The sequence below is a fragment of the Williamsoniiplasma lucivorax ATCC 49196 genome (assembly GCF_000518285.1).
GTDB lineage: Bacteria > Bacillota_I > Bacilli_A > Mycoplasmatales > Mycoplasmataceae > Williamsoniiplasma > Williamsoniiplasma lucivorax.
Genome location: NZ_JADH01000001.1, coordinates 55,634 through 71,854, shown reverse-complemented (window position 1 = coordinate 71,854; position 16,221 = coordinate 55,634). Strand labels below are relative to the sequence as shown.

Here is a 16,221-nt window from a genome sequence, read left to right as displayed (position 1 = left end):
TTTAGCTAGCAAGTAAATCGTGGTCGTATTTGGCAAAAGGTGATTTAACCAACTTTTTCTGACCAGGAAAAAGAATAATTGAGAAAAGTAGTAGGTATCCTGACTCAGATTCACTTCGATTATCACCTTCTCGGTTGCCCAATGGTTTTGATAATCAATCCTCTTTACAGTTGCTGGTACAGTTTTGGCTTTAAACCAAATTCCCTGGACTATCTTTCTGTTTTTATTTCAATAACATTTTCCCACATTTCCACTTATAAACTTTTTTTAAATATCAAAACCAAAAGTTATACACAGGTTTTTGAAAATTGTCTTCTTTATCTTCATCATTGCTTTTCTCATAGTTTTATATAAACTTAATAAAGTTATTAAAATAGCAATGACATCATAAGGAGTTAAGTTATGCAAATTTTAGAATATCTTTTTGGTTTTGGTGTGAGTATCTTGGTCATTGCCAGCTTTTTTATTTTTCATAAATTCTGAGCAAAAACAACCAAAACCTATTGAGTGAGAATCATTGTTGCTGGTTGGATGATTGGGAATCAAATTTGATTAGGAACTTATGAAGGTCATTGAATTAATTTTGAAATTTGTCATATTTTAGCTTGGTCCACTGTTGTGTTGATGTTTATCCCCAATAAATTACAAGTGGAACTTTTCCTTCCATTAGTGATGGTTGGTCCTGTCCTATCGATTGCAGGAGGGATTGTTGCTGCTCCTGCTGATGCTGGTTTTGCACATTTTAGATATTGAAATTATTATTTTGCCCATTTAGGAATTATGGTTGGTTATTTATATATTTATTTATTTGATTTTACCGGTGCCTGTTTAAATTGAAAAATGCTCAAAAGATCTGGCTTATTTGCAGTTTGTTTATTAACTTTTATTATGGTTTGAAATATGGCCCATGTTCCAGCTGGACATAACCCTTTAAAACCAGTGCCAGTTGGTGAAGATGTTGCTACTTGATGAGGATCAAATGATACTTATAAACATATTTTTGGTAACATTGGTCTTGGCTATTTAAGTTTACTAGTCCAATACTTTTTAATGATGTTTGTTTTTGGGCCAGCCATTCTTGTGCTTTGTTGAACAGCGATCTTTTTTGCCAGACCAATTTATGCTTATAAAGGCACTGAAAAACTTAAGTTCAACATTCATGATGAAGTTTTAGGCATTAAAAAACATTTAACCAAAAAGAATTTTAAAAACCTTTTAAAATTCTCTCGACAAAAACAATAAAACATAACGTAAGTTTATTTTCAAAACAATAATGATTCTTTCACAAACAAGGAAACAACATGAAATATAAACACAGATTTAGTATTATCCATATAGATACGTCTATTAAATGTTAAGGTTCCAAATTTTGTAGAGATTGTTCTTGGTGCAACTTTTATTAGTATGTATCTTTTTTTATCTCTATTTTTTAATAACTTATAATCTAATTCTTCTAGTTCCAATTTCTTTTGGTCTAGAATTTTTTTATATTCGAGTTTTTCATTAATTCACATTTTTTGATACCTCAAAATTGACTATACTAAATAACCTATGTAGTATGTAGTGTTTAGTATGTACTATGTAGGTTGTAAAAAATAAAAAATCGGTATTAATCGATCCAAGTTATATATTTAGTTTTGGTTTGATACTTAAAAGTAATTATATAACTCAAAATCTTGAGCAAAAAATAAGCTTTAGTTTTTGGTTGTTATCTCTTTCTGGATTTTGTTTATTTTTGGGTTTCTGATTCTTGCTTATTAGGTTTGAGAATTTTATCTGCTTCATTCAAGAATTTTGTTGAATTAAATTCTTGTTCCCCTTTTGTTTTATATAAAGATTTTTTTTCTATGTTCACAATTTTGTTTTGGTTCATTTGTTCAATGAGTTTCATTCTTTCCTTTTTACATTTTATTCTATGTGCTTGTTCTTTAAGCGAGAATTGGTTTATTGTTCTTTCGTATTCTTGTGCTTTGGGTGAAAGTAAGGCATATTGACCTATGATAATGGTTTGTTCAAAAGCTAATTTAGTTTTTTCTTGTTTTCATGCATGTTCATGAGATTGTTTTAATTGTTCAAACATTTTATAGATTTTAAGATATTCACGTAAATCTAATAACTTTTTTTTCAAGTTTATTTCAGAAATAATCATAATTTCATATTTATCAAATGTAAAATGTAATTTTTTTTCGGGAATATTTATTTCAAATATGTATTTTGATTGTAATTGTGTTGAAGATAATCCCACTCTAACTAATTTTTCCTCTGGGTATACTTTCTCAATGATTAAGGGCCTAAATTTATATTTTCCATTATCTTTATAATAAATCTCCAGGTGCTTCTGATCAACCCATGTAGATTTCCCCAATTTTGGCAGTCATATTATCCTCATGTTTCTTTTCTTATCATAAATTAATTTAAGAACTAAAAAAAGAGCATAAGCTCTTTTTTTAGAGAGGCACTTGCCTACATACTTGAGCACCAAAGTCACCTTTGATTAATTTTAGTATACACCAAACCTTGTTAAGGGTATATACTTTAAAAAAAATTAGGAAATTGTTAATTCTTGAAAAACAAAATAAACTTTAAGCTTCCCTGCTATTTGAAATTCTGCCAAATTTGCTTCGGTTACGTCGGGTTGAGAAAGAAACCATTTTTTATTATTTTCCTTTAAAGCTCGTTGGCCTTCTGGGGTTAAAGAAACTGTATAATACCCCACATTCAATGTTAAATGCTAGTTGCAAACACAATGCTCCAACAGAATTATTAAATGGCTGAGTTAGAAATATTTTTTTTACTTTTTGGCAACATTTATGATTCTATAGAGCATTTTGTATCAAGCTTTGCAAAGTTTGTTAAACTATGAAATGCACAACATATTTTCAATTATAACAATAATTGAAAAAGCCAATTATTTGTACTCTAAATGAATACACTTATGTTATCGGATTCTGATTTTTTATCAAGAAAAATGGAAAGATGAACATTAAACTTAGGAAATTACAATTTAATTTGGATTACATCCATTTACTTATTGGTGAAAATAAAGATCAAAAATGTAAAGTGTAAACATAGGAATATCTTTGCTAAATAGAAAGTACTTTCATTTGGTTAGTAATTCTAATTTGAAAAATTTAATAAATATAATAATTATAGGAGGCATCATATGGAACTTCGATTCAACATTTTATCAATAATTATTTTTAATATTGAAGAGCAAAAAATACCTATTAAAAATCATTATATTTTATTATTTCTTAGAATATTTTTATATTCAAAAGTTAAGGTAAAAAGTCGGTGATTAACATTTTTATATTTATAAATAATAATATGCAAAAGGAGAAGTTTATATGAAAAAATTATTAATCTCACTATTGTCTTTGACTTTAATGGGGTCAACTAGTTTAGTTTGTGTTTCTAGTAGTAAGGTTGTATCAAAAATACAAGATGAAAAAATACAAGCAATTGAAGACAATTTAGAAAAGAACGCAATTAAAATATCTAAAACAGATAAGCAAAAATATAATATAAATATTGATAAGTATAAGAAAAAACTTTTTAAAAAAAGAAGTTTATCAACAAAATCTACTTTGGAAGAAAAATCTAACAATCATATTGAATTATTTGACATCAAAAATAATGTAGGAACACAAAGAATATATGTATATGATAGGGATAAAATTGAAAATGAAATCTATTCTTTTATTGATACTGAATTAAACGAAATGCAAAACAATGATTATAATTTTGATGAAGAAGTAAAATTTATTAATAAATACTTACACATTAATACATTGCATTATGACAATAAATTTAAAAGTAAAATGAGTGAGTTGTTTTTATATAAAATAGAATCTTCAAAAGATGAAGAAAAACAATATCTTTCAAATTATGCATGAAAACAATATGAAAAACCTATCCGAGAAGAAGATAAACCAAATTATTTTTATCAATCAATAAATGGATTTAGTCAAGTATATTCTCCATCAGATGACTTTATATTAATGGGAATGGAAACGCTTTTCATATTAACTGTATCTAAAGCTCTAGGACCAATAAAAGATCTGGCATTACCTATGGTGGTACCGATAGTCACAAAAGCATTGTTAAGTATTGGCATAAAAATACCTGATACAATTACTAAAATGATAATAAAATCAGTGATAAATAATGCTGTTAGTACCCCTTTAAAAAAAATACTTGGTTGATCATCTCTTACAGGAATAATAAAATCAATTTTGCAATATGATAAATTACGTAAAATTTTATTTGAAAATAAAAAAGTTTTAACAGAAGAATATAATGAAGACATTTGAGATCGATATTTTGAATTTTTTATGAAAGGTTTTGAAAATGGATTCTGGGGAAAATGAAATTCAACATTTGGAGGTACTAGTGTAAAAGATAGAGCTGTTATTATTTTTGATGAGGTTAAAAATCCTCTTTGAAATTTAAAATCTATTACATCACACTCCACAGCAAAATTTAGAAAATGAATTCCATGATTAACTTATACAAATCAAAAAACAGTAGAGCACAATATTGATAAAAACAAAAAATTAACATTTTTTACAGCAACATTAGCAGTTAAGGGAACATGAACAGGAACATTTTATGGGCCTGTTGACAATGATAAAAGTGGAGATTATGATTTAGATTGATCTGCAAATTTTTTAGAAAAAACCACATTAGAGTTAAAACCCAACATTAATAAAAAAAGCACACCAATAGCAAAAATTTTATTTGTATCTGAAAATTTAAAATATACCAAAAATAAAGCTAAGATTTACCAAAATAACAAACAAGAATTTAATGATGCAATTAGTCCAAAAACAAAAGACATTTTATCAAAATATCCAATTGAGTCTACTACTAATAATTATAAATTTTTAAGTTTTGGGCATGTATTTGATTAAAATAAAGATAATATTTGGATCAAATATTAATAATCAGAAGGGAGAAAATGCATATTATGAAATCTGTCAAAAACAATTTTGAAAAAATTATTCCTAAATTTGAAAAATTCAAAAAACTAACTAAAATTTATTTACTTGCAACATTTTTAATATTTTTAAGTTTTAGTGGGATTGAAGCCTTTTTATGAATCAAACACAATGAAGTATTTGTTCCTCAAGTATTTTTGTTTTTATCTCTTTGTTCATTGGTAATTATTATGGCTGATCTTATATTCATTCTATTAAAAACATCCTTCTTTAAAAAAAGAGGCGAAGACATCTCTTCTTTTAGAATTATTTCCACTCTTTTTATAAGCAAGGAAACTTATTATGAAATTTTTAAAGATATTACAAACAATTTTGAAAAGGATCTTTCTTCTGATGAACAAAAAAAGCAAATGAAGCCTAGTCCTATACTCTTTTTGTTAACTGCACGTTCATTTTTTGATGAAGACGAAGATACAAAAGCTTCACACCATTTTTGGTACGACCTTCTTTATTGAACTGTTTTTGTGTCTTTAATATGATTTCTTTTTTGTACTATAACATTTTTATTTATTTTATTATTTAAATTGCTTTTTCATTGAAAGTTATCTAATAATGGTAAAAAAATACTGACAATTTTAAAAGGAAATTAACAAATATTTAAAATTAAAATATGTTAACTTAAGAATGCTACTTTAAAATTTTATTGTTCCATTTACGATAATTGCAGTATACATTTAGATTTTGATACATTCCAAGAATTTATGAATTCTTGGAATGTGTTTTTAAATTCCCCTAAAAAATTAAAATGCTTGCCATATTATTCTAAAAAAGAGTGTTTAAATCACTTATTTAAAAATTTGGTTGAAGAATTATGTTCGAATCCCGCCTTTGACATGAATCAGTGTAATTGTTGGCCTCTTTTTAGAAAAAATTAATAAATTCACAAACAAGGACTGGTCCTACAATTAGTTTGAATTATCAAATTTTATACGTCATTTGCTTTTATAAACCTGATGTCTTCATAAAAAATGATAAGTTAAATTTGATGCTTCACTAAATTCTACACGGAGGTCAATCTCATTTTTTAAGGTGTCGTTTTTAACATAATCTAGTCTTAATAAAATTTATCTAATTTCTATAATTTTTTCTTTTATTTTATCTAAAAACAATCATTTGTTTGTTGGCGGATATTGTTCTTTATTTGTTTGACTCAAATAATAATTTTTAATTTTATTATTTAAAACTATTTGCCTGATAATCAAAAATGGTAAACAAAAGATGATATAAACATTTAAAATCACAATGGAAAGAATTAATTGTCAATGCCAAAAATTTTCTTTTATCAACAATTGTGAAATAAACAAAATTATTAAAATTAACAAACCAAAGAAATCAAATGATAAATATTTTATATTAACAAATTTAACTGTTTCTTCATTTTTAGTTTTGCAAAAATCATTACTTTTAATTATTTTTTGAATATTGTAATTGATGTTTTTATATTCATTACTTAAAACAAATAGATAGCTTCTTGTTTTTTTTCAATCAACAAATTTATTATTAATAATCTTACTTGAGATCTTTTTTATGATTTTACGTCCAAGAAATAATTGGGTTAATCTTTGCAATGAATATATTAAGAAAAAAGAACTTAAACAAATTATTAAGATGCCTGTTGGTGCCTTTACTTTATCACCAAATATAAACAATAAAATAGGTAAAATAATACCAAAACAAGCTAGTATAAGGACATCAACTCAATATACTATCTTTTTTGTCAATGAAACTATTTCTTTTTTAATAGTAATTTTTCAAAAATCATGCTTTTCCATATAACCCCATATAAGAATCTTAAGTTTTTAATTTCTTCTTAAATTATAAATGAAAATTACTTAAGTTATCTAGAATTTATTTTCACTTTCTATTTTCAAGATGGTGCTTTTGATGTTCTATTCTTTTTATCATAGAAACAAAAATCATTTTTCATAACTTTTTAGGTCCTACAATTACTTTAAAAATTTATTCTAAAAACTCACCAATGCTGTTTTATTTTAGAACATTTTTATTTTACAATTAGTCATCCCAGAATAACTTTTTAATTTTACTTATTGAAAAAGAAAACAAAATACTTTATAAAAATATTAGTTATTTCTTAAAATAAAATGGAGGGTTTTAAAAAAATGAGTCATATTGCAGAGTATCTTGTTGGAATGATTGTGAGCATACTAGTTATAACTAGTATGTTTGTTTTTCATAAATTTTGAGCAAAAACAACCAAAACTTATTGAGTGCGAATTATCCTTTTTGCTTGAATGCTTGGTAACCAAATTTATATTGTTATTTTTGAAAACATCACTTTCGATTGGGAATTGTGCTACATCCTTGCTTGAAGTGCTGTAATCCTAATGGCTTGCCCAACTAAACTACAAATCGATTTATTTATGCCACTAGTGATGGTTGGTCCTATTTTAGCTATTGGAGGTGGTTTCGTTGGAACTGCCAAAGAATTTGGTTTTGATCATTTTAGATATTGAAATTATTACTTTGCGCATTTAGGAATTATTGTTAGTTATTTATATATTTATTTATATGATTTCACAGGCGCTCGTTTAAGCTGACAATCAATTCGTCGTTCAGCCATTTTCTCGGTTTTACTTTTAACATTTGTGATGGTTTGAAATATGGCTTATATTCCAGTCGGAACTAATCCCTTAGAATCTTTACCAGTTGGAACAAAACCAAATGGTCATTGAGGGAAAAATTATATTTATAAATTTATTTTTGATAATCTTGGCTTAGGATATCTTAATTTATTAGCACAATACTTTATTATGATTTTTGGGTTTAGTTGAATTCTCTTTCCACTTTGCTACACAATGATGTTTTTTGCTAGACCAATTTATGCCAACCAAGGCACTGAAAAATTAAAATTTGATATTCATGAAGAAATTTTAGGTATTAAAAAAATTGTGACTAAACAAAACTTGCAAAAAGTTTATGCGACTATTGCCCTAAAAATTAAAGGTTAGTTGATAAAAACCAATAATATTCTGTGTTGGTTTTTTATTTTAATTTTTCTTAGTTTTAAAAACATATTCGTTTGAAATATGTTATTATGTATATGCAAGTTAGTAAAAAAATTAGCAAGCGTCACCGCTTGCTTTCTTATTTAAATTTAGGGGGACTATGAAAAACTTTACCAGCTTTAAAACACAAATTACAGATTTAGCAAATCAGATTTTAGATCAACACCACTTAAAAGTGTATGAAATTAATAATTTCCAAGAGTTTGATAGTGATGTGATTCAAATTTTAGTTGAGGATAAAACAGAAGCAAATAAAGCATTAAGTTTTGATACATTACTTTTGGTCAATGAAGCATTATCCAATATGATGGATGATATTCCAGAAATTGATGATCAATATTTATTAGAGGTTGCTAGTGCAGGGATTGAAAAAGCAATTCGCAATGAAGATGAATTAATTAAAGCGATTGGTCAATATATTCATGTTGAGTTTCATGACCCAATAAATAAAATTCAAAAAACAGATGGCACACTAACTGGCTATGAGCAGGAAACAAAAACATTTGATATTGAGTTTTTTGTCAAAGGGCAAAAAAAGAAACTTGCTTTCACTTGACCAATAATCAAGCAAGCAAGATATGCGGTTAAATTTTAAGAGGAGAAGAGAAAATGATTAACGGAGCAGTATTATTAGCAGCAATTAACGAAATTGCGACTGAAAAAAAAATTGAAAAAGAAGTTGTATTACAAGGAATTAAAGAAGGATTTAAAAAAGCCTATGAAAGGTTTTTTGACACTGAAGCAAATGTTGATGTGCAAATCGATGAACAAGCAGGAACATTAAAAATGTTTCAACTTTTAGAAGTTGTTCAAAAAGTTGAAGATGACTGATTAGAAATCAGTTTAGAAGATGCTCATAAAATCAACAAAGATTTTAAAATTGGTGACATTGTGAAAAAAGAAGTGCATTTTGGTGAAGAATTTTCTCGTTTAGCAGTTATTCAAGTGCGTCAAATTTTGCAACAAAAAATTAAAGGAGCAGAACGTGCTAATGTTTACTCAAAATTTATTGATTTAGAACACACCATTTCACCAGCTAAAGTTACTGGGATGAATGAACAAGGAAATTCTTATTTATTAGACATTAATGGTGCACAAGCTTCATTATGAAAACAAAAAGTGATTCCTGGGGAAAAATTTGAAGTGAACCAAATTATTGATGTTTATATTGAAGAAGTTGCTAAAGAAGACAAATTTTCACAAATTAAAGTTTCAAGAACAACCCCTGCTTTTCTTGAGAAATTATTAGTTAGAGAAGTGCCAGAGATTAGAAATGGTTTAATTGAAATTAAAGCAATTAGTCGTGAACCAGGAGTTAGAGCGAAAGTGGCTGTCATGTCTCACGACCAAGCAATTGATCCCAAAGGATCAATTATTGGGGAAAATTCTGCCAGAATTGATGCTGTTAGAAAAGCGTTAAAAGATGAACGTATTGATATTATTAAATGAGATGAAGATTTAACTCGATTCATTATAGAAACAATGGCTCCAGTGCGTGTGATTTCTATTAACTTTGTCGAAGGTACTGAAGAAATCGATATTGTGGTTCCCAACGAACAATTATCATTAGCGATTGGAAAAAAAGGAGTGGCTGCGAGATTAGTGGCTAACTTAATCCGTAAACGTATCAATATATACTCATATGATGATGCACAACAATTTTCAATTGATATTAATTGAAATGGAAACATTACTTTAACTGAATTAACTAGTCCTGAATTTATTGAAAGCACCATGCGTCGTCGTCAACCAATGGCTAACAAACCATTTACTCGTTACCAAGACCAACCACGTAACAATAATTTTAGAAACAATGAATATCGTAATAACAACTACAAAAATAATGACAATAGTTTAAATAGTTTCCAAAATAATTACAACTTGATTAATGAAGATGAGTTATTAGCTTTACAAGAAGAAATTAAAGAAATTCAAGCAATTGATCAATTATCAAAACAAGAAGATGATTTTGAAGAAAACATTGATTTTGCAACACCAACATTAGAGTTGGATGAAATTCGTGAAAACATTGAAGCATTTAATAATTTAGAAGAAGATGAAAATGTCATCGATGATGAAGATGATGAAGATTTTGAAGATGAAAGTTATGACAAATATTACAACTAAGAATCTGCGTAAAGATTTATTTTCTAAAACATTAATTGATCGCCAAAACTTGATTCGTATTGTTAAAACCAAAGACAACCAAATCATCATTGACCTTGATCAAAAGATGTCGGGTCGTGGTGCTTACATGCAAAAAAGTTACGAAGCGATTATCGCTGTGAAAAAACATAATGGTCTGGCTCGTAGTTTAAAAACTAAAATTGATGAAGCAATTTATGATAAACTTTTAGGATTATTAGATGAATAACAAGAAATTAATTAATGGTTTAGGACTAGCCAGAAGGTCAGGGAAAATTGTTTTTGGGTTTCGTTTAATCGAAGCAATCAAAAATAACCAAGTTAATCTTGTAATTATCGCAACAGATATGGGCGAAACCCAAAAAAAGAAATTTATTGATAAAAGCAATTTTTACAATATTGAGCAATGAACAGATATGATGAGTATCGAAGAATTATCACAAGCAACAGGTTTAAAAAAAGTTGTTGCTATTGGTATTAAAGACAAAAATATTATTACACTATTAAAACAAAGTAAAGAAAAGGAGTAGGAATATGGCAAAAAACACCAATCATAATCACAATAAAAACAACAAGTTGGCACAAAAAAAACGTGCTCAGCAACACACAAAAAACATTAAACAACAGTTGAAAGAAACTGTTGAAACGGGGTTAATTAATGGTGTTTTTGTCTATACAAAACCTTTAACTATTTTTGAATTTGCTAAAGAAATTCAAAAACCAACTACAGAAATCATTAAATATTATTTTGCTCAAGGAATGATGTTAAACCAAAACACCACCTTAAATGAAGACCAAATGGGGGAGCTGGCTTTACATTTTGGTTTTGACTTTAAAAAAGAAAATGTTTTAACTAAAGAAAATATTTTTGAACAACTGCAAGAAGTTGACAAACCAGAAGATTTAATAACTCGCCCCCCAGTTGTGACAATTATGGGACACGTTGATCATGGGAAAACTACATTATTAGATTCGATGCGTGATTCTAATGTGGTTTCTGGAGAAGCTGGGGGAATTACTCAAGCGATTGGGGCTTACCAAGTGACAAGTAAAAGTGGTAAAAAAATTACTTTCATTGATACACCAGGTCACGAAGCATTTACAGAAATGAGAAGTCGTGGAGCAAATGTCACTGATATTGTTATTTTGATTGTGGCAGCTGATGATGGAGTGATGCCACAAACTGAAGAAGCGATTGACCATGCTAAACATGCCAATGTTCCAATCATTGTTTTTGTGAACAAAATGGATAAACCAGATGCCAATCCCGAACGTGTCAAAACTGAATTAATGCAACATGGCATTTTAGCTGAAGAATTTGGTGGCGATGTTCCATTCATTTATGGTTCAGCTAAGCAAAAACAAGGTTTAGATGACTTACAAGAAACTATCTTATTCATTGCTGAACTACGTGATTACAAAGCTAATCCGAATAAGTTTGCTAGTGGAATTGTTTTAGAAGCCCACTTAGATAAATCAAAAGGACCAGTTGCGTCAGTTTTAATTCAACAAGGAACTTTAAATATTCGTGATGTCGTGATTGCTGGACCAACTTATGGAACAATTAAAGATATGGAAAATGAAAATGGTCGCAAATTAAAAACGGCCGTGCCTTCACAACCAGTTGTGATTATTGGTTTAAATGAAGTGCCAAATGCGGGAGATAAATTCTTAGTCATGAATGATGCAACAGTTGCGCGTTCAATTGCTGAAGCACAATACGAAAAACATTTAGCAATGGAACGTTCAAACAAACAATCATTTACTTTAGATTCAATTAAAACGCATATTGATGATGGGGAATTAAAATTGGTCAACTTAATTATTAAAGCTGACACACAAGGAAGTGTCGAAGCTTTAAAATCATCATTAGCAAAATTAGATATTAATGGTGTGAGAATTAACATTATTCGTGCCAGTGTTGGGGCGATTTCCAATTCAGATATTACCTTAGCAGCAGCTGGACAAGCTTTAGTTTATGGATTTAATGTCCGCCCAAGTGCTGTGGTGCATAAAAAAGCAGAAGAAGATGGTGTGGAAATTCGTTTACATAACGTTATTTATAAACTAATTGAAGAACTTGAAGCTGCTGCTAAAGGAATGCTTGATCCAGTTTTTGAAGAACAAATTTTAGGACAAGCTGAAATTCGTGCCTTATTTAGACATACAGATATTGGTGTGATTGGTGGGTTCCATGTGGTCAGTGGTTCAATTCCAAGAAATGCTAAAATCCGTGTCATTCGTAATGGAGTGGTGATATACACTAGTGAAATTTTAACTTTAAAACATCAAAAAGATGATATTAAAGAAGCTAAAATTGATTCTGAAGGTGGAATGACAATTAAAAACTTCAAAGACCTTAAAGAAGGCGATGTTGTTGAAGCATACGCTGTTAAAGAAGTTAAACAAAGCTAAATTAGTTATAATATTAGTGAGAATGAAAGAAGGTAAATCATATGGGATTTAACAAAATATCAGCTCGTAAAGAATCAACTATTTTACGTGAATTAACTTTAATTTTAACAAGAGAGTTTCAAAATAAATGCTTAAATGCAATTTCAATTAGTGAAGTGAGATTATCCAAAGATAATGAAAATGCCAAAATTTTCTATTCATTTATTGCTTTTGATCCAAGTATTAATGAAGCGAGTGTGGCTGAAGAATTAGCCATTAATCATAAAAAAATTCGTCATCTTTTAGCTGGTAAAATTCAAGTGCGCGCCGTACCAGAACTACAATTTGTTTATGATACTTCCTTAGCAAATGCTAATCATATTGAAGAAATTTTAAAAAAAGTAAATAAAAACTAGAACTCAAAAAAGTCCAGTTGGACTTTTTTGATAGAAAGAAACTTATGAAAGACGGAATTATTGTTATTGATAAAGAACTAAATTTGAGTTCCAATAAAGTTATTCAGCAATTAAAACGTAAATTAAATATTAAAAAAATTGGTCATGCTGGCACATTGGACCCACTTGCTAGTGGTGTTTTAATTGCTTTAATTGGAAATGGAACTAAAGTTAGTGATTACTTATTAAATGATCAAAAAAGTTATCAATTTACAATTCAATTATTTTCAACCACTTCTACATTAGATGCTGAAGGTGAAGTGATTGAACAACAAGAACCATTCACAATTAGTTTAGCAGAAGTTCAAAAAGCAGTGCAATATTTTTCAGGTTTAACTTATGACCAAGTTCCCCCAATTTATTCAGCGATTAAAGTTGATGGGCAAAAACTTTATGAATATGCTTTAAAAAAAGAAGCAGTGACAATTAAATCACGCACAATTACCATTAACTCAATGCAATTATTAGAGTTTGAAAATGATAAAATTAAATTGGTTGTTGATGTAAGTAAAGGGACTTATATTCGTAGTTTAGCGCTTGATTTTGCTAAACAATTAAAAACCATTGGTTTTGTTTCAAAATTAAGAAGAATCTCATCGGGATCTTTTAATTTGGACTATGCGAAAAAAATAGCTGAAATCACAGCACAAGATATTATTCCTTTAAACAAGGCAATCCAAATTGCCCAAAAACCAATTATTAAATTTCAAAATACAATTTTATTTGAACAAGGAAAAAAAGTTAGCTTAGATTTGCCAACTCCAGAACCAATCATTTTCATTGCTAATGAAAATGATGAACTAGTGGCAATTTATGAACTTGATCAATTTCCGATTTATAAATCAAGAAGAGGTGGGTTAAATAATTAATGCAAATTATCCAAGATACAATTCAAAATTTACAACAATGAGATGATTTTAAAAACAGTGTGGTTGTTATTGGTTATTTTGATGGTGTCCATAAATATCATCAACAAATTCTGAACCAAGCAAAAAATCTGGCACTTAAAAAAAATCAACCATTTGTTTTCATTACTTTTGACCAAAAGATTTCGGCTTTTTTACAAAAAACAAGTCAAGATTTGATTTCCCCAGCCACTAAACAAGCTTTGATTGCCCAATATCAACCAAGTGCTTACCTGGAATTAAAAGTCAATCAAGCTTTAACTAATTATCATTCTTTAGATTTTATTCACTGATTGAAAAATGTGATTCAAGCTGACATTTTAGTGGTTGGTGAAGATTTTCGTTTTGGGTCAAAAGCAATGGGAGATGTTAAACTTTTAATTGAACATTTTTCTAAAGAAAAAGTGATTGTCTTTAAACGTCATAACAAAATTAGTTCTGGTAAATTACGTCAATTAGTGCTTGATGGTGAGATTAAAAAAGTAAATAAAGATTTAAAACGCAGATTAGAAATTGAATTTGTGATTAAAAATAAACAAGTGAAAATAAAATATCCAGAGTTAAATTTACCAAATGGCATTTATGAAATTATTAATGATCAAGATGAAATTAAAGAGTTAATTATTGAAGAACAAAAATTAATTCTCGAGAATTTAAATTCACGAGAATTAATTACTAAAAAATGGCAAATAATTTGTCAAAAATAGTGATAATTTAGTGATTAACTATGTTATTATATATAGGATGATTGTTTACCTGAGTTCTCATTTGACCCCAAATATTACTTAGATAAACGTTTTAAATCACAAGAAGGGGAAAATATGGTTTCAAAAGCAAGAAAAGCTGAATTAATTAAAGAATTCGGTGGCACTGAAAAAAACACTGGTTTGTCTGAAGTACAAATCGCAATCTTAACTGAAGATATTAAAAATATGACTGAACACTTAAAAATTCATACTAAAGATGTTCCAACTCGTCGTACTTTATTAAAAAAAGTTGCTCAACGTCGTCACTTATTAGAATATTTAACTCGTAACGATGTTAAACGTTACAAAGATATTATTGAAAAACTAGGAATTAGAAAATAATAACTTGACACTCTATAAATAATTATTTATTATTTATAGAGTAATCATGCAGGTGTAGTTTAATGGTAGAACTTCAGCCTTCCAAGCTGACTGTGAGGGTTCGATTCCCTTCACCTGCTCCATTATAAAACAAACAAATACCAATTAGGGTATTTTTTTTATGAAAAAAATAATAAAATTAAATAATGATTAAAAAGGAAAACATGAGTGAGAGCAAGCAAAAAGTAAATACTATCCGGTCATTTAATTTATCAAGAACTAACTTTTGAATTAGTGCACTTTTTCAATTACTTTTTGCAATTGTGCCATTTCTCTTTATTTGGTTTTTCTTATTAGCTGATTTTAAAAATTTATCTTTAAATATCTATCATTGAATTCCTGAACCAAAACTTGGTTATTTAGTTCTTATTTGTTTAGGATATATTTTACTGGCTTTACTATTAACTTTGATCACTTGAATTTTTAAATGGCAAAAAGCAGATGGTTTTACTTTTGTTGTTGGTTTAACATTTTTATTAAGTTCGATCATTGTTAATCAAACTTGATTAGATGCCTGACAATTTGATAAAACAATTATCAAATTGTTAATTCGTTTTATTCTGGCAATTATGTTTGGTTTGTTAGGCATTGTGCTTGGACTTTTTATCTCCACCTTTGCGAGAAATTTTGAGTATAAACAAGAAGACAAACAAAATGCTATTTTAGAGGCTTATCAAGAAAACCAGTTAGGTGATAAAACAACTTGACCAAGAAAAACCCAGAAAATTATTCAAGCATTTGAGAAAAAACAAATTCAAGCAAAAAGTATTCAAGAAAAACAAGCGATCTTAAATGAGAAACTGATTAATTATCATGATCAACACTATTTAAAAATGCAAAACAAAAAAACCAAGACCAACCAAAAACTGAATGCTAAAGAAGCAAAACAAAGAAATAAAGCAAAATAAATTCCGCAGAACAAAAAAGTGCTGCGGAATTTATTTTTTGAATTAAAAAGGGATATTTTCTTGTTTCTTGAAAAATTTTTCCAAAAACGTTTGATTTTTCGGAAAATTATGTAAAAATTTGCTTTTAAAAGCTTATCTTCTTTGTATAATAAAATTAAGCTAAAATCAATAAAATGACATAAAGCTAGAAAATAGTTTTCCTTAAATGTGGAAAAGTAGAAAACTTTTCGATTATTTATAGGAATAAAGAAAGGATAAAAA

At 28.1% G+C, this 16,221-nt stretch carries 17 protein-coding genes, 1 tRNA gene and 1 riboswitch; of the genes, 15 read left to right on the top strand and 3 right to left on the bottom strand.

Going from position 1 to position 16,221, the window contains the following annotated elements; translation table 4 throughout:
• Positions 1-72 precede the first annotated feature (72 nt).
• A riboswitch (cobalamin riboswitch) is annotated at positions 73-229 on the bottom strand.
• A 173-nt stretch (positions 230-402) separates the two neighbouring features.
• Positions 403-1,242, top strand: coding sequence for a TMEM164 family acyltransferase (locus tag P695_RS0100325; protein ID WP_028126353.1), 840 nt, complete (start codon positions 403-405; stop codon positions 1,240-1,242).
• A 14-nt stretch (positions 1,243-1,256) separates the two neighbouring features.
• On the opposite strand, the gene P695_RS06405 is transcribed toward P695_RS0100325, so the two are convergent.
• Positions 1,257-1,514: a UPF0236 family transposase-like protein gene (locus P695_RS06405; protein ID WP_028126352.1), complete on the bottom strand. Its 258-nt coding sequence runs from the start codon at positions 1,512-1,514 to the stop codon at positions 1,257-1,259.
• A 215-nt stretch (positions 1,515-1,729) separates the two neighbouring features.
• On the bottom strand, positions 1,730-2,389 hold the full coding sequence (locus P695_RS0100315) for a hypothetical protein (RefSeq protein ID WP_156922726.1): 660 nt from the start codon (positions 2,387-2,389) through the stop codon (positions 1,730-1,732).
• 958 nt (positions 2,390-3,347) lie between these two features.
• On the opposite strand from P695_RS0100315, the gene P695_RS0100300 reads away from it, so the two are divergent.
• Both P695_RS0100300 and P695_RS0100295 read left to right on the top strand, forming a co-directional pair.
• Positions 3,348-4,913, top strand: coding sequence for a hypothetical protein (locus tag P695_RS0100300; protein ID WP_028126350.1), 1,566 nt, complete (start codon positions 3,348-3,350; stop codon positions 4,911-4,913).
• A 56-nt stretch (positions 4,914-4,969) separates the two neighbouring features.
• Positions 4,970-5,590: a hypothetical protein gene (locus P695_RS0100295; protein WP_146063663.1), complete on the top strand. Its 621-nt coding sequence runs from the start codon at positions 4,970-4,972 to the stop codon at positions 5,588-5,590.
• A 474-nt stretch (positions 5,591-6,064) separates the two neighbouring features.
• Here P695_RS0100295 and P695_RS0100290 read toward each other — a convergent pair whose 3' ends face one another.
• Complete coding sequence (locus tag P695_RS0100290) at positions 6,065-6,772, bottom strand: hypothetical protein (protein ID WP_028126348.1); 708 nt, start codon at positions 6,770-6,772, stop codon at positions 6,065-6,067.
• Positions 6,773-7,120: 348 nt separating this feature from the next.
• On the opposite strand from P695_RS0100290, the gene P695_RS0100285 reads away from it, so the two are divergent.
• The 12 genes from P695_RS0100285 (at position 7,121) to P695_RS0100230 (ending at position 15,960) form a co-directional block, all read left to right on the top strand.
• Positions 7,121-7,969, top strand: coding sequence for a TMEM164 family acyltransferase (locus P695_RS0100285; RefSeq protein WP_028126347.1), 849 nt, complete (start codon positions 7,121-7,123; stop codon positions 7,967-7,969).
• Positions 7,970-8,126: 157 nt separating this feature from the next.
• The gene (gene rimP, locus P695_RS0100280) at positions 8,127-8,621 is read left to right on the top strand and encodes a ribosome maturation factor RimP (RefSeq protein WP_028126346.1); all 495 of its coding nucleotides are present in this window, start codon (positions 8,127-8,129) and stop codon (positions 8,619-8,621) included.
• 14 nt (positions 8,622-8,635) lie between these two features.
• A complete protein-coding gene (gene nusA, locus P695_RS0100275) occupies positions 8,636-10,153 on the top strand; it encodes a transcription termination factor NusA (protein ID WP_028126345.1) in 1,518 nt (505 codons plus the stop codon).
• Positions 10,134-10,400 (top strand): YlxR family protein, encoded by a 267-nt coding sequence (locus P695_RS0100270; RefSeq protein WP_028126344.1) that lies wholly within the window; start codon positions 10,134-10,136, stop codon positions 10,398-10,400. The genes nusA and P695_RS0100270 overlap by 20 nt, the downstream gene beginning before the upstream one ends.
• Positions 10,393-10,701 (top strand): L7Ae/L30e/S12e/Gadd45 family ribosomal protein, encoded by a 309-nt coding sequence (locus P695_RS0100265; protein WP_028126343.1) that lies wholly within the window; start codon positions 10,393-10,395, stop codon positions 10,699-10,701. The genes P695_RS0100270 and P695_RS0100265 overlap by 8 nt, the downstream gene beginning before the upstream one ends.
• A gap of 4 nt (positions 10,702-10,705) precedes the next feature.
• On the top strand, positions 10,706-12,586 hold the full coding sequence (gene infB / locus P695_RS0100260) for a translation initiation factor IF-2 (RefSeq protein WP_028126342.1): 1,881 nt from the start codon (positions 10,706-10,708) through the stop codon (positions 12,584-12,586).
• 41 nt (positions 12,587-12,627) lie between these two features.
• A complete protein-coding gene (rbfA, locus tag P695_RS0100255; protein WP_028126341.1) occupies positions 12,628-12,981 on the top strand; it encodes a 30S ribosome-binding factor RbfA in 354 nt (117 codons plus the stop codon).
• A gap of 44 nt (positions 12,982-13,025) precedes the next feature.
• Positions 13,026-13,889: a tRNA pseudouridine(55) synthase TruB gene (gene truB / locus P695_RS0100250; protein WP_028126340.1), complete on the top strand. Its 864-nt coding sequence runs from the start codon at positions 13,026-13,028 to the stop codon at positions 13,887-13,889.
• Positions 13,889-14,632 carry a hypothetical protein gene (locus tag P695_RS0100245; protein WP_028126339.1) on the top strand — a complete coding sequence of 248 codons (744 nt, stop codon included), beginning with the start codon at positions 13,889-13,891 and terminating at the stop codon, positions 14,630-14,632. The genes truB and P695_RS0100245 overlap by 1 nt, the downstream gene beginning before the upstream one ends.
• Positions 14,633-14,746: 114 nt before the next feature.
• Positions 14,747-15,013 carry a 30S ribosomal protein S15 gene (rpsO, locus tag P695_RS0100240; protein WP_028126338.1) on the top strand — a complete coding sequence of 89 codons (267 nt, stop codon included), beginning with the start codon at positions 14,747-14,749 and terminating at the stop codon, positions 15,011-15,013.
• A 48-nt stretch (positions 15,014-15,061) separates the two neighbouring features.
• A tRNA-Gly gene (locus tag P695_RS0100235) sits at positions 15,062-15,135 on the top strand.
• Positions 15,136-15,216: 81 nt separating this feature from the next.
• Entirely contained in the window at positions 15,217-15,960 is a 744-nt protein-coding gene (locus P695_RS0100230) for a DxFTY motif-containing membrane protein (RefSeq protein WP_028126337.1), read from the top strand.
• Positions 15,961-16,221 lie beyond the last annotated feature (261 nt).